This window comes from Litchfieldia alkalitelluris, from assembly GCF_002019645.1.
Classification (GTDB): domain Bacteria; phylum Bacillota; class Bacilli; order Bacillales; family Bacillaceae_L; genus Litchfieldia; species Litchfieldia alkalitelluris.
In genome coordinates this window covers 482,616-496,165 of record NZ_KV917374.1, presented here as the reverse complement: position 1 = coordinate 496,165, position 13,550 = coordinate 482,616, and the positions used below count along the sequence as shown (strand labels likewise).

Below are 13,550 nucleotides of genomic sequence, written 5' to 3'. Positions count from 1 at the left end.
TCCCAACAAAACTATTGAATGATTCCCATTTCTTTACCTACTTTTTCATAGATTGAGACAGCTTCATCAAGCATTTCTTTTGTATGTGCGGCTATAGGCATATTACGAACTCTTCCAGTTCCTTGTGGGACAGTTGGAAATACAATGGACTTCGCATAAACGCCTTCCTCATATAAACGTTTACTGAATTCTTGAGTTTTTGTTTCATCACCTATAATAACTGGTGTGATTGGTGTTTCACTTTTGCCAATATCAAATCCAAGTTGGGCTAAGTTTCTTTTGAAATATTCAGCGTTTTCCCAAAGCAAGTCATGTAGTTCTGTACTTTCCATTAATAGATTGATTGACTTAATACAAGCTGCTACATCAGCTGGAGTAACGGCAGTTGAAAATAAAAATGGGCGGCTACGAACCTTTAACCATTCAATTAACTCTTTCTTCCCTGCCACATACCCACCAACAACACCAATGGCTTTTGATAAAGTACCAATTTGGAAATCTACTTTATCTGAAAGGCCAAAGTGTTTTACCGTTCCAGCACCTTTACCAAGTACACCAGAACCATGTGCATCATCAACATATGTGATTAAATCAAACTCTTCAGCAATTTCAACAATCTCTGGAAGCTTGGCGATATCACCATCCATTGAAAATACACCATCTGTAATAACCATTACTTTGTTGTAAAGCCCAGATTCTGTAGCTTCTTTTGCTTTTTGACGAAGATCATCCATATCTGAATGATTAAAACGAATGATTTTTGCTCGAGATAAACGGCACCCATCAATAATAGATGCATGGTTGAGCTCATCTGACAGAATCGCATCATTTTTATCCATAACCGCTGAAATTGCCGCCATATTACAGTTAAAACCTGATTGATAGGCAATAGCTGCCTCTGTACGCTTGAACTCTGCAAGCTTTTCTTCTAACTCCACATGCAGCTTTAATGTGCCATTAATAGTACGAACAGCCCCTGCACCTACACCAAAAGTATCGATTGCTGATTTCGCCACTTCTTTAAGTCGTTCATCTGTTGCCAACCCAAGATAGTTATTTGATGATAGATTAATCAGCTGTTTCCCACTAATTGTAATTTTAGGTCCATTTGCACTTTCAAGTGGATCAATGACATTGAAAAGACCTTTTGATTTTAAATCATTTAAATTTTCATTTAAAAACGCTTCCAAAGCTTTAGCCATAACTAATGCCTCCCGATTTTGTATATTCTATAAAAACATTTGTCCTCCCTAAAAAGACAATTAAAATTTATGTAAACCCTTATATATCAACCATTACATACTATTACTTTAACATATTTTTTGTGCGTTGTTTACATGTAGTGGACATTTTTTTATATTTTAAAATTAAAACACACGCCATATCGTGTTGCTATGCTAATCTATAATCATATAAAACTAATTCCCTGGAGGGTGCGATGGATCAGTTTAAAGGATATGATGCCGTTTCTTTAGCCACACTTATTCGTGAAAAGCAAGTCACTTCAAAGGAAGTAATCGAAGCAACAATTAATCGAATTGAAAAGCATAACCCTAAAGTAAATGCAGTTAATTCTACATTATTTGATGAGGCTCTTTCTTCAACAGCCGAGGAGCAAGCTGGGCCGTTTGCTGGTGTTCCATTTTTAATGAAGGATTTGGAGTTTTTTGCGGGTACAAAGTATACAGGAGGATCACATTATTTAAGAGACTTTATTGCTCCTATCGATTCTGAATTTGTATCTCGAGTGCGTAAAGCCGGCTTTATCACCGTTGGTAAAACCAATACATGTGAATTGGGAATTCAGCCTATCACTGAACCGAGCTTATTCGGGCCAACGAGAAATCCCTGGAATCTTGATTTTACAGCAGGGGGCTCTAGTGGTGGAGCAGCCGCTGCAGTTGCATCAGGAATGGTCCCACTTGCCCACGCCTCAGATGGAGGAGGATCCATTCGAATTCCAGCTTCTTGCTGCGGTCTCTTTGGTTTGAAATTGAGTAGAGGTCGAAATCCAAAAGGCCCTGATCCAGTCGGGATTGCGATAAGTCATTGTGTCTCCCGGACGGTGAGAGATAGTGCGGCATTTTTGGATGTTACTCACGGAAGTGGATTGGGTGATCCATATCCAGCCCCTAAATTTACAGGTAGCTATTTGGATGTCGTATTACAAAAACCTAGAAATCTTCGAATTGGCTTTTTAACAACAACCTTTGACGGCTCACCCATTCATCCAGACTGTTCAGCCGCCGTGGTTGATGCAGCTCGTTTATTAACAGATCTTGGCCATGAAGTTGAAGAAGCAAAACCTTCAATTGATGTAAAAGGCTTTACCGATGCGTTCACAGTCCTTTGGTATCAAATGTTATTACTCGGGGTTTCTTCGATGGAAACATTGGTTGGTCGAAAACCAACTGGAGACGATTTTGAACCACTAACTTGGGCGGTTCTAGAGGAGGCTAGAAAAATGACTGCATTAGACTATCTGAATGCATCTTCCTATATGCAGCTTTTATGTCGTGAAATGGCCTTGTTTTTCACAAAATATGATCTGCTGCTTTCTCCAACTCTTTCAAAACCTCCCGTTAAGATTGGGGAGATACAATATTCTGGTGATTTAGCAGAGTATTCTCGCGTAGTAAATGAGTGGGTTCCATATACACCTGTAGCTAATGCGACGGGAATTCCAGCAATGAATGTTCCATTATATTGGAATGATCAAGGATTACCAGTTGGAGTCCATTTTATGGCACCATATGGAGATGAAGTGACTTTATTTCAACTAGCTGGGCAGCTAGAAGAAGCACGCCCTTGGAAGGATCGGGAACCTGGTGTGAAGTGAGCGTTTAAATATGAATCCTAGAGCTTGAAATTCTAGTAATTTCGAGCTTTTTTATTTATCCAGGGGTAAAATGAAAGGTATTTCAGTGTGTGCAAGACGCTTTCTTATTGAATTTCGGACGTTTATTTTCGAAATTTTGTCTAATACTTTCGTAATTAAGATTTTATTTTCGAAATCACACGTTTTATTTTCGAAATTTCAAAAATACTGATTTTTCGACACGCCGTACCAAAAATGAGCTGTCACCTCTGTTTCAAAGCGACAGCTCTACTCATTTTATTTCTTAAATCTTACTCCCTCACTACCACCATCAAAATGCACAGTAGTTTTACTTGGCACGGTTTCAGAAATAACTTTTCCATTTCGGATTGAATACAACACAGGCACCTGTCTTCTAATCGCATCATATTCATTTTCAGCATCTAACACGATCAGATTTCCAGGTTTCCCTTCTTCAATTCCGTATTGGTCCTCAATGTGCATGGTTTTCGCACTATTAGTAGTAATCAGATCAATTGAGTCAACAATTTGATCATAGCCCATTAACTGTGCGATATGGATGCCCATGTGAAGAACTTGAAGCATATTCCCAGTTCCAAGTGGATACCAAGGATCAAAGATGTCATCATGGCCAAAACAGACATTGATATCTGCTTCTAACAATTCCTTCACACGCGTCATTCCTCGTCGCTTCGGATAGGTATCAAATCGACCTTGAAGATGAATGTTTACAAGTGGATTCGCGACAAAATTAATTTCAGACATTTTTAACAATCGAAACAGCTTATATGTATAGGCATCATTATAAGACCCCATTGCTGTTGTATGACTTGCTGTTACTTTTGAACCCATTCCAAGACGAAAGGCTTCATTCGCAACCACTTCAACAAAGCGAGATTGCTCATCATCAATTTCGTCACAGTGGATATCAACTAATCTGTCGTACTTTCTTGCCAGTTCAAACGCAATTTTCATGGATTCAACCCCATATTCGCGCGTGAATTCAAAATGTGGGATTCCACCAACTACGTCTGCACCCATTCTTAAAGCTTCCTCTAGCAGCTCAGCCCCGTTAGGATAAGATAGAATTCCTTCTTGTGGGAACGCAACGAGCTGCAAATTTACCAACTGTGACATTTCTTCTTTCACTTCAAGAAGTGCTTTTAACGCCGTAAGCTCAGGATCGGTCACATCAACATGTGTACGGACATGTTGAATCCCCTGGGCAATTTGCCATTTTAGGGCAGTTTTGGCTCTTGTTTTTACATCTTCAGCAGTTAATGACTCTTTACGCTCTGACCATCTTTGAATGCCTTCGAATAATGTCCCGCTTTTGTTCCACTCTGGCTCACCCGCTGTTAGGGTTGTATCCAAATGAATATGCGGTTCCACAAAAGGAGGAAGAACAAGGCACTCGTTCGCATCAAGCACCTTGTCAGATATTCCTTCTTCAAGCTCTCTAGCAATTTTTACGATTTTCCCATCTTCAATCAAAATTTGCCATAGGCCATCTTTTTGACGAAGTTTTGCATTTTTAATAATCAATTAGCTCACCTTTTTCAATTCAGTTCCTTGTTTTACTGCATTTGCTTGTACTACCTTTGTAATAATAACATATACGACTGCTGAACCAAGTACTGCATTTAATGGCGGAATCCCTGGAATAAATTTCGCTGCCAGTACTCCAGCTACCCAAGCTACTAATGCAATCCAATTTACTGCCTTAAATTTCATTTCATTATAGTTCTTATAGTTTCCACGATTTACAAGGAAATAATCCGCTAAAATAATTGCTCCGATCGGTGGAAGTGTTGACCCTAAGAATGTTAACCAGCCAACAAAATTGTAATATAACCAAATCGCAAAGATTGTTCCAACTACTCCGTTAAAAATAACTACCTTATTTTTTGAGATTTTTGTAATGTTTGAGAAACCTAGTCCTGACGCATATAATGCATTATCATTTGTTGTCCAGATGTTAAGTCCTAAAACAATGATTGCTGGAATGATTAAGCCTTGAATGAACATTACTTCTGAGATATCTGATTGACCAGTTGCTACTGCTCCAACTGCCCCAAAAATAAACATTAATGAGTTACCAATAAAGAAGGCAATCACTGTTGTTGTTACAGCTGAACGCTTTGTTTTAGCAAAACGAGCGAAATCTGGTGTAAGTGTCCCACCACTAATGAATGAACCAACACAAATTGTTAATGCTGCTGCTACTCCAAGCATTTCAGTTGGTTGGTAGTCCATTAAACCTTGAATACCACCAAGTGAGTCTGTTGCTTTTCCTACAGAAATACTACCAAGTACTGCAATCGCTGGAACCGCGATAAAACTTAGGATCGCCAGTGCTTTCATTCCAAAATAAGCTGTTGCTGTCATTAATAGACCTGCAACGATGATTAACATATGAATATTAAGACCAGTGACCTTGGCAACAGGGAATGCAAACATTGCCACCCCTACTCCAAACCAACCTACTTGTGTTGCTCCTAAAAGAAATGATGAAAGATATGATCCCTTTTCACCGAATGCATATCTAGTTAATAGATGTGTTGAAAGACCTGTTTTTGCTGCGATATAAGCAAGTGCTCCTGTATATAATCCTAGTAGAAGGTTTCCTGCTAAAACGATAAGAATAAAAGTAGTAAAATCTAATCCTGCCCCTAACGTTCCTCCTGATAACATACTTGCTGAGAAAAATGTGAATCCAAGCATAACCACAAGCATTTTCCAGAATCCGTTACGGTTTGACTGTGGGACTGCCTGTAGGGAAAAATCGTGATCGATGTGTTGTTTGTTTGCCATTGTTATTTCCTCCAATTCAATAATTTTGAACTGGTACACTTCGTAAGAAACGACAAAAAGACTTCTTGCCGTTTCTGACAAGAAGCCTCTAAGTATGCAAAACAGCCTAGGACAGGGTACACCTCATCCTATACATGCATGCAAATTTCCGCTTACCTTGCCAGCCTCACGGGACTGATTTAAAGGTACCAATATTCAACTTAATCTTTATTATACTTATTTTTTTGATATGGTCAATCGTTATTTTTAAAAAGTGTTTTGAAATAAATTCCATTCTTGCTTTTACTGCGCTAAAGGAGGAAAATATAGTTTATAAATAATTTTAGTAGGAGGGATTTTCAAGATGGAATTAAAAATACAAGAGTATTTGCATCAACATCGCGAGGAGCATTTAAAGCAATTAGTTGAATTACTTGCAATTCCAAGTATTAGTGCTTTACCCGAGCATAAAGGTGATGTGAAAAAAGCAGCAGACTGGATGGCGGCAGCATTAACTAGCATTGGAATGGAGAATGTGGAAGTTCATGATACAAAAGGACACCCCATTGTTTATGGTGATTGGTTGAATGCACCTGGTAAGCCAACCGTTTTGATTTATGGACATTATGATGTTCAACCTGTTGATCCACTTCATTTATGGGACAGCCCACCATTTGAAGCGGAGATTCGTGACGAAAAGATCTATGCTCGTGGTGCTAGTGATGATAAAGGCCAAACCTTTATGCATCTAAAAGCAATTGAAGCTATTATGCAAGCAACCGGAACTCTTCCTGTGAATGTGAAATTCTGCATTGAAGGTGAAGAAGAGATCGGAAGTCCAAATCTTCCTGCTTTTACAGAGGAAAACAAAGAGCTTTTAGCCGCTGATATCCTTGTTATTTCAGATACAGGTATGCTTGAGCGCGGTAAGCCAACGATTTGTTATGGATTAAGAGGGTTATGTGGTTTACAAATCGATATTAAAGGCGCAAAAGGCGATCTTCACTCAGGGCTTTATGGTGGCGGTGTTCAAAATGCCATCCATGCACTAGTTGAGTTGGTTGGATCATTCCATAATGAGCATGGACAAATTACAGTGGAAGGCTTCTATGACAGAGTAGCACCTTTAACAGCTGAAGAAAAAGCTGCATATGATGAGCTTCACTTCGATGAGGAAGCGGTTCGTAGCGAATTGGGTGTTCCTGAGCTAGTTGGTGAAGAAGGTTATACATATTTAGAAAGAACATGGGTTAGACCAACACTTGAGGTTAATGGAATTTATGGAGGCTTTCAAGGAGAAGGAATTAAAACGGTTTTACCTTCTGAAGCTGGTGCTAAAATCACGTGCCGTTTGGTCCCTGATCAAGATCCAGATGAAATTGCTGAATTACTTCAAAAGCACATCGAGACTAACAAACCAAAGGGTGTAGAAGTGAAGGTTTCGTTATTTGATAAAGGAGCACCATTTGTAACTCCATTTGATCATCCTGCTATCCAAGCAGCTGGTCGTGCGTACGAAGCGGTATATGGAGTACCTACTTCGTTTACTCGAGGCGGTGGGTCGATTCCAATCGTGGCTGCTTTTGATCAGATTTTAGGAATTCCAACGGTGCTAATGGGCTTCGGTTTGCCTAGTGAGAACTTTCATGCTCCGAATGAGCATTTTCATTTAGAGAATTATGATAAAGGGCTGTTGACGCTTTGTCATTATTGGTATGAGGTTGAGAAGAGTTTGGGATGATGGTTGGAAAGAGCACCTTTGATGGTGCTCTTTTTTGTGATTTTTTGAGGAAATGTTGAGTTGTTAGTAGATTGTGTTGTAATTGGAATGGTTTTGGGGATAATTAACCAAATAGGACCGGATATACGGCCCACTTTGCATTCAAATCCTGCGGGGATTGGGAATAATACGGCGAGGCCGCTTTGACTCCATCAATTGGGATAAGAAATACGGCGACTTTTGCGTGGGATACGGCCACTTTGCACTCGGATACGGCGGGGATTGGGGATAATACGGCGAGGCCGCTTTGACACCATCAATTGTGATAGAAAATACGGCGACTTTGCGAGGTATACGGCCACTTTGCACTCGGATACGGCGGGGTTTCCGGATAATACGGCGAGTCCGCTTTGACACCATCAATTGGGATAGAAAATACGGCGGCTTTTGCGAGGTATACGGCCACTTTGCACTCGTATACGGCGGGGTTTCCGGATAATACGGCAAGTCCTCTCTGACACCATCAATTGTGATAGAAAATACGGCGACTTTGCGAGGTATACGGCCACTTTGCACTCGGATACGGCGGGGTTCCAGGATAATACGGCGAGTCCTCTTTGACACCATCAATTGTGATAGAAAATACGGCGACTTTTGCCAGTTATTCGGCCACTTTGCACTCGTATACGGCGGGGTTCCAGGATAATACGGCGAGTCCTCTCTGACACCATCAATTGTGATAGAAAATACGGCGACTTTTGCCAGTTATTCGGCCACTTTGCACTATTATACGGCGGGGTTCCAGGATAATACGGCGAGTCCTCTCTAATCCAATCAATTGTGATAGAAAATACGGCGACTTTGCGAGGTATAACTTATAGAAAAGAAGATTGCTAAACAATTAAAAAAGAGTGCCGATTATGATCGACACCCTTCATTACAAGTTACTTTTATTTTTTCGGACCCTTTTTTCTTCAATAAAACCTCATAAGTAAAGTCAACCGGATTCTAATCACACTCAGGTGCTGCATAAGAGGTAATCATATAGTTTTTCCCCTCTTTGAATAACTGACGAAGCTGTAAAGCGTCCTCTTCAGTTACATTAAATGGATCCACTGTAATCACTTTATAGTTCGTTTTTGCACCCTTCTTTTTGCCAACCTCTTCTTCGTTAATAAATGTCACTGTGTATTCTACATATTGACCAAGTAGTTCATTCATTGACATGAATGCATCTGTTGAGCTTCCATCATTTTAATACTTTTTGCCCACCTAACCACAGCATTCGCTATAAAACACACTTTTTTCAAAGCCCTTATGTGAGTATGCTCCCATTCTCTCGACATTTTATCATATTGTAAGTTACAAACTATTACTCCTTGATTTCAAACGAATAATGAAGTATGTACTGCATCCCAAATAACCCATAACGCTTTTTACCTCTATAAAGAAAATTTGCTTTTTCATAGAGTTTTATCGCTTGATCGTTTTGCTTATTAACGGCTAAAACAATTTCATCAAAGTTGTTGAAATTGTCCCTGACGAATGACGGCAGAGCTTCCAACGCTTTTGAAGCATATCCTTTTCTTTGCTCGTTGAAATTGATGGAAAAAGCCCTTAGTAAGATTGCCTTCGGATTAGTTGTATATTCTTGGATCTCACTCCCATGATGTAAAACAAAAAATCCAACTGGTTTCCCTTCAACTTCAATGACCACCGGATGACGATAAGAGTCTTTAATTGCAATTTCTAATACATCATGTGGGAGTGCTGTAAATTTTAGTTGAGCAGGTGTTAAATAAAAGTTTTTAAGTGAGGCATAATGGTCTTGATGATAAAACTGTAAAGTTATTATAGATGTTGCTTTTAAAGGATTAATCAATTCCGCTCACTCCCAATTGCTAAAATGAATGTACTTATTTTAACAAAGGCGACTTGAAAAAATTATCAATATTTGTCAACATATAAAAAAACGAACCCTCATAAGAGGATTCGCAAATAATTTATAGTGGCAATAACTCAACTTTCTCACTAGCTTTTAAGCTTTCAATCATATCTAGCCATTCTTTAGGTTTGTTTGGTAAAACACTATAATACATAGTTAAGAAATCAACAATTAGAGATGAAGGCAGCTCAGCTACTTCATCATCTGTTGGCATAAAGCATAGCTCTAGCCCGTGAACGGCAGTCCCATCGTTTTCCCATGATGGATGAACATATGAGAAGTTTAATCTCTTGTATCCAAGGTGAGATAATACTTCACGGCGAACATATGGATCCATCGTTTTTACGCCACCAAATTCATGATTTTCGCCATCATATGGGTTATAGATTTCGGCGAACATTCCAAATAGCTCTTTACCATTTTGTTTGGCAAGCTCATTCAAATCCTTTAAACGATTTTGTGCTAAAAAACGACCAAGACTTAAACCTGGTTTGCCAACAATCGTAAAGTCAGTCATGGCAATATTCCAGTCAGGATAGTAACGATATTCAGTGATACCCACCACTTCATCCTCGTGTAATGCAACGAATACTCTGATACTAGGATCCTCTAAAGGCTCCTTCCAAAGGTCATATTCTAATACTTCTTCTTTCGGAAAAACCTCTTTCATCAAATCATGAAGCTTTTTAAATAATGGGTCATCAATACTTGATACTCTAATATACTGCATCTTTTTTCTCCTTTGATTAGCAAATATCACTTTTGTTATTTACCTTTGACAGGTGAGCTATTCCAGTCCGGATATAAATCCGTACGGCGATCTCGCCATGTAGTCACAGAGCCTTTTTCTCGAACTTCATAAAGTAAACTAAGGTCAAGGTCAGCCGTGACAATCATATCGTCGTTTAACTCACCCTCGACTTGAATTCCTCTTGGTGGGAATGGAATATCGTTTGGTGTAATAATAGCTGCCTGCCCCATATTTGCACGCATGAAGTCAACAGTTGGTAATGATCCTACTGTCCCTGTTAACACGACATAGACTTGGTTTTCAATCGTTCGGGCATGACTCGTGTAGCGGACACGGTGGAAGCCATGCCGATCATCAGTACAAGATGGACAGAAAATCACATCTGCGCCTTGCGCTTTCGCCATACGAACAATCTCCGGAAACTCGATGTCATAGCAAGTAATAATTGCGATTCTTCCTTTGTCTGTATCAAATACATTCAGTTCATTTCCAGGTGACATATTCCACTCATTCACTTCTGTTGGCGTGATATGAAGCTTTGCTTGCTCGCCAATTCTCCCATCTGGGTAAAATAAATGAGCTACATTATATAAACGATCATCTTTACGTATTACATGGGTTCCAGCAATAATGTGCATACCAGTTTCTCGAGCAAACTTTGTAAAAAGGGCACGGTATTGATCTGTAAACCCAGGTAACTCATTAATCGTTAATTTTGTGCCTTGCTCACTTCCAATTGAAAGTAATTGAGTTGTAAAAAACTCTGGAAACAGTACAAATTCAGCTCCAAATTCTTCAGCCGTTTTTATATAGTGTTCACATTGCTGTGCGAACTCCTCAAAGGACTGTATCGTATGAAGATGATATTGTACCGCAGAAACACGTAATTTCATATGCGTCTCCTCCTTAAATACATGTTTATCGTGATTATTAAACAAATCAACCGATTTAACAAGTACGAACTTTTTTGTAATGTAGTTACTTGGAGGATACTATGACCAAAACCATTCGGTCATCTCATTTAGTATGACAATTTCCCATTCCATTTATCACGTTTCCTCATTGATGATTTGTTTTAGCTCCTCCATCCGCACTTTGCCCCATTCATACATCATATCGATAATAGGTAGAAGAGATTTCCCTAGAGGAGTAAGGGAATATTCGACTTTTGGCGGAACGACTGGGTATGCCTCTCTATGGATGATTCCATCCTCGATCAGTTCTTTTAGCTGATTTGATAGGATCTTATGTGTGATTTTTGGAAAAAGCTTTTGAAGTTCGTTAAAACGGTAAGAATCTTTTTGCCCAAGGTGCCAAATAATGACAACCTTCCATTTTCCACTAATAACTGAAAGCGTAAGTTCCTTCTCACAATTAAAATCTCCATTTTGAATTTTATCTCGAATTTCTTTTCTTAACGTATCAGACATTCTTAAAAGACTCCCCCTTTGTCCAAGCGATCCTCTCATCAATAGAGCGAGAAAAGCGGTACATATATGGCTCAAACCCAACTCTACCTCGTTCCTTAGATACTTCAGTTCTACCAAATAGATAACCCACCATTCTTTCTCCCTGAAAAGCTACAATTCCTTTTGTATCAGGTTTACTCCATTCTTCAGATAAAGCTTGTTTCGCATCGGAAGGAAGGAAATCTTTTAAAAAAGGAAGGTGTTGTTTTTCTCTTTTCTGCCTCTCCACAAATAAATGTGTAGCATCCTCTAGGTGTTCTTTAGCAAAATACTTAAAGATCATTAACCTTCCCCCCAATAAGGACAATTAAAGAAAAGACCGTTGATTTAACAATCCAACAGTCTTTTTCGAAAATATATTACAGTTTAAATGAGCTCTTTAACGATACAACTAAATTAAAGACGAGCTGCTCTGCAGTTGTATGTTTCGGGTCCACATTAAAATAACCATGTCTGAAGAATTGGAACTTATCTTGAGCTTTTGCATCTTTCATGTTTGGTTCTACAAATCCATTAATAATTTCTAACGAATTAGGATTCACTTGATCTAAAAACGACTCAGATTCTTGGTCATTCTCTTTATCTAACACCAATGGATTATATAAACGGAATTCAGCTGGAAGGGCTTGAGTAGCTTCCACCCAGTGAAGTGTCCCTTTTACTTTACGACCTGTGAAACCTGTTCCACTCTTTGTTTCAGGATCATATGTGCAACGAAGTTCAACTACATTTCCTTCGTCATCCTTGATTACTTCTTCACATTTGATAAAATATGCGTGCTTTAAGCGAACCTCGTTACCAGGGAATAGACGGAAGTACTTCTTTGGTGGGTCCTCCATGAAGTCATCCTGCTCAATATAAATTTCACGAGAAAATGGAATTTGACGAGTTCCCATTTCCGGAACCTCTGGATTAATTTCAGCATCAAGCATTTCCACTTGGCCTTCTGGATAGTTTGTAATTACAACCTTCAACGGTTTCAACACTGCCATTGTACGCGGCGCTTTTAGCTTTAAATCCTCACGAGTAAAGTGATCAAGCATTTGAACGTCAACTACCCCACTACCTTTATGAATACCTAACTCTTTACAGAATTCTCGAATCGCTTCAGGTGTAAATCCGCGGCGTCTTAAACCAGAGATTGTTGGCATACGAGGATCATCCCAACCATCAACAAACTTTTCATCTACTAACTGCTTTAATTTTCGCTTACTTAACACTGTATTCGTTAAGTTTAGACGAGCAAATTCATATTGTTGTGGCTTCGCTTCTGTCTCACAGTTTTCAATCACCCAATTGTATAGAGGACGTTGGTCTTCAAATTCAAGTGTACAAATCGAATGTGTGACACCTTCAATCGCATCCTCTAATGGATGTGCAAAAGCATACATCGGATAGATGCACCACTTATCTCCTGTATTATGATGAGTGGCATGTGAGATTCGATAAATCACCGGGTCTCTTAAATTGATATTCGGGGAAGACATATCAATCTTTGCTCTAAGTACCTTCTGACCGTTTTCGAAATCGCCTTTTTTCATGCGGTCAAATAAATCAAGGTTTTCTTCAACCGTGCGATCACGATATGGACTTTCTTTCCCAGGTTCAGTTAACGTTCCACGATATTCACGAATTTCATCCGCAGTTAAATCATCAACATATGCTAATCCTTTTTTAATCAATGATACTGCGTAATTATACATCTCATCAAAATAGTTTGATGCAAATCGAAGTTCATCCCATTCAAAACCTAGCCATTCAACGTCTTCTTTTATCGAATTAACGAACTCAACATCTTCTTTCAATGGATTTGTATCATCAAATCGCAGATTCGTTTTCCCATTAAATTCATCCGCTAGTCCAAAGTTAATCACGATTGATTTAGCATGACCTATATGTAAATATCCGTTCGGTTCAGGAGGAAAACGTGTGATAACTTCCTTATGCTTACCGGTCTTCAAATCTTCAATCATTATATCTTTGATGAAGTTTGAAGCATGTGATGTGTTTTTTTCCATAAAACCAACCTTTCT

At 39.0% G+C, this 13,550-nt stretch carries 12 protein-coding genes; 2 read left to right on the top strand and 10 right to left on the bottom strand.

The window, feature by feature from the left end:
• Positions 1–11: 11 nt before the first annotated feature.
• Positions 12–1,202: a glycine C-acetyltransferase gene (locus tag BK579_RS02410; protein WP_078543355.1), complete on the bottom strand. Its 1,191-nt coding sequence runs from the start codon at positions 1,200–1,202 to the stop codon at positions 12–14.
• A gap of 236 nt (positions 1,203–1,438) precedes the next feature.
• Between BK579_RS02410 and BK579_RS02405 the strand changes: the two genes are divergently transcribed.
• Positions 1,439–2,839: an amidase gene (locus BK579_RS02405; RefSeq protein ID WP_078543354.1), complete on the top strand. Its 1,401-nt coding sequence runs from the start codon at positions 1,439–1,441 to the stop codon at positions 2,837–2,839.
• 276 nt (positions 2,840–3,115) lie between these two features.
• Here BK579_RS02405 and BK579_RS02400 read toward each other — a convergent pair whose 3' ends face one another.
• A complete protein-coding gene (locus BK579_RS02400) occupies positions 3,116–4,384 on the bottom strand; it encodes a cytosine deaminase (protein WP_078543353.1) in 1,269 nt (422 codons plus the stop codon).
• A complete protein-coding gene (gene codB, locus BK579_RS02395) occupies positions 4,385–5,653 on the bottom strand; it encodes a cytosine permease (RefSeq protein WP_078543352.1) in 1,269 nt (422 codons plus the stop codon). It lies immediately after the preceding gene.
• A 343-nt stretch (positions 5,654–5,996) separates the two neighbouring features.
• On the opposite strand from codB, the gene BK579_RS02390 reads away from it, so the two are divergent.
• Positions 5,997–7,373 (top strand): dipeptidase, encoded by a 1,377-nt coding sequence (locus BK579_RS02390; RefSeq protein ID WP_078543351.1) that lies wholly within the window; start codon positions 5,997–5,999, stop codon positions 7,371–7,373.
• A 987-nt stretch (positions 7,374–8,360) separates the two neighbouring features.
• Here the strand turns inward: BK579_RS02390 and BK579_RS02385 are convergent.
• The 7 genes from BK579_RS02385 to BK579_RS02355 form a co-directional block, all read right to left on the bottom strand.
• Entirely contained in the window at positions 8,361–8,579 is a 219-nt protein-coding gene (locus BK579_RS02385; protein WP_139365025.1) for a hypothetical protein, read from the bottom strand.
• Positions 8,580–8,724: 145 nt separating this feature from the next.
• Positions 8,725–9,234 (bottom strand): GNAT family N-acetyltransferase, encoded by a 510-nt coding sequence (locus BK579_RS02380; protein ID WP_078543349.1) that lies wholly within the window; start codon positions 9,232–9,234, stop codon positions 8,725–8,727.
• Between the two features lie 121 nt (positions 9,235–9,355).
• A complete protein-coding gene (locus BK579_RS02375) occupies positions 9,356–10,027 on the bottom strand; it encodes a GNAT family acetyltransferase (protein WP_078543348.1) in 672 nt (223 codons plus the stop codon).
• A 35-nt stretch (positions 10,028–10,062) separates the two neighbouring features.
• The gene (locus BK579_RS02370) at positions 10,063–10,941 is read right to left on the bottom strand and encodes a carbon-nitrogen hydrolase family protein (RefSeq protein WP_078543347.1); all 879 of its coding nucleotides are present in this window, start codon (positions 10,939–10,941) and stop codon (positions 10,063–10,065) included.
• A 156-nt stretch (positions 10,942–11,097) separates the two neighbouring features.
• Positions 11,098–11,478, bottom strand: a complete 381-nt coding sequence (locus tag BK579_RS02365; RefSeq protein WP_078543346.1) for a winged helix-turn-helix transcriptional regulator — start codon at positions 11,476–11,478, stop codon at positions 11,098–11,100.
• The gene (locus BK579_RS02360; protein WP_078543345.1) at positions 11,471–11,800 is read right to left on the bottom strand and encodes a hypothetical protein; all 330 of its coding nucleotides are present in this window, start codon (positions 11,798–11,800) and stop codon (positions 11,471–11,473) included. Before BK579_RS02360 ends, BK579_RS02365 begins: the two co-directional genes overlap by 8 nt.
• Positions 11,801–11,876: 76 nt before the next feature.
• A complete protein-coding gene (locus BK579_RS02355; protein WP_078543344.1) occupies positions 11,877–13,535 on the bottom strand; it encodes a glutamine--tRNA ligase/YqeY domain fusion protein in 1,659 nt (552 codons plus the stop codon).
• Positions 13,536–13,550: the final 15 nt, after the last annotated feature.

Bases quoted from the DNA above. Each gene is read 5' to 3' on its own strand.
- BK579_RS02410 (WP_078543355.1), bottom strand. From the start codon at position 1,202: ATGGCTAAAGCTTTGGAAGCGTTTTTAAATGAAAATTTAAATGATTTA.
- BK579_RS02405 (WP_078543354.1), top strand. From the start codon at position 1,439: ATGGATCAGTTTAAAGGATATGATGCCGTTTCTTTAGCCACACTTATT.
- codB (WP_078543352.1), bottom strand. From the start codon at position 5,653: ATGGCAAACAAACAACACATCGATCACGATTTTTCCCTACAGGCAGTC.
- BK579_RS02390 (WP_078543351.1), top strand. From the start codon at position 5,997: ATGGAATTAAAAATACAAGAGTATTTGCATCAACATCGCGAGGAGCAT.
- BK579_RS02385 (WP_139365025.1), bottom strand. From the start codon at position 8,579: ATGTCAATGAATGAACTACTTGGTCAATATGTAGAATACACAGTGACA.
- BK579_RS02375 (WP_078543348.1), bottom strand. From the start codon at position 10,027: ATGCAGTATATTAGAGTATCAAGTATTGATGACCCATTATTTAAAAAG.
- BK579_RS02370 (WP_078543347.1), bottom strand. From the start codon at position 10,941: ATGAAATTACGTGTTTCTGCGGTACAATATCATCTTCATACGATACAG.
- BK579_RS02365 (WP_078543346.1), bottom strand. From the start codon at position 11,478: ATGTCTGATACGTTAAGAAAAGAAATTCGAGATAAAATTCAAAATGGA.
- BK579_RS02360 (WP_078543345.1), bottom strand. From the start codon at position 11,800: ATGATCTTTAAGTATTTTGCTAAAGAACACCTAGAGGATGCTACACAT.
- BK579_RS02355 (WP_078543344.1), bottom strand. From the start codon at position 13,535: ATGGAAAAAAACACATCACATGCTTCAAACTTCATCAAAGATATAATG.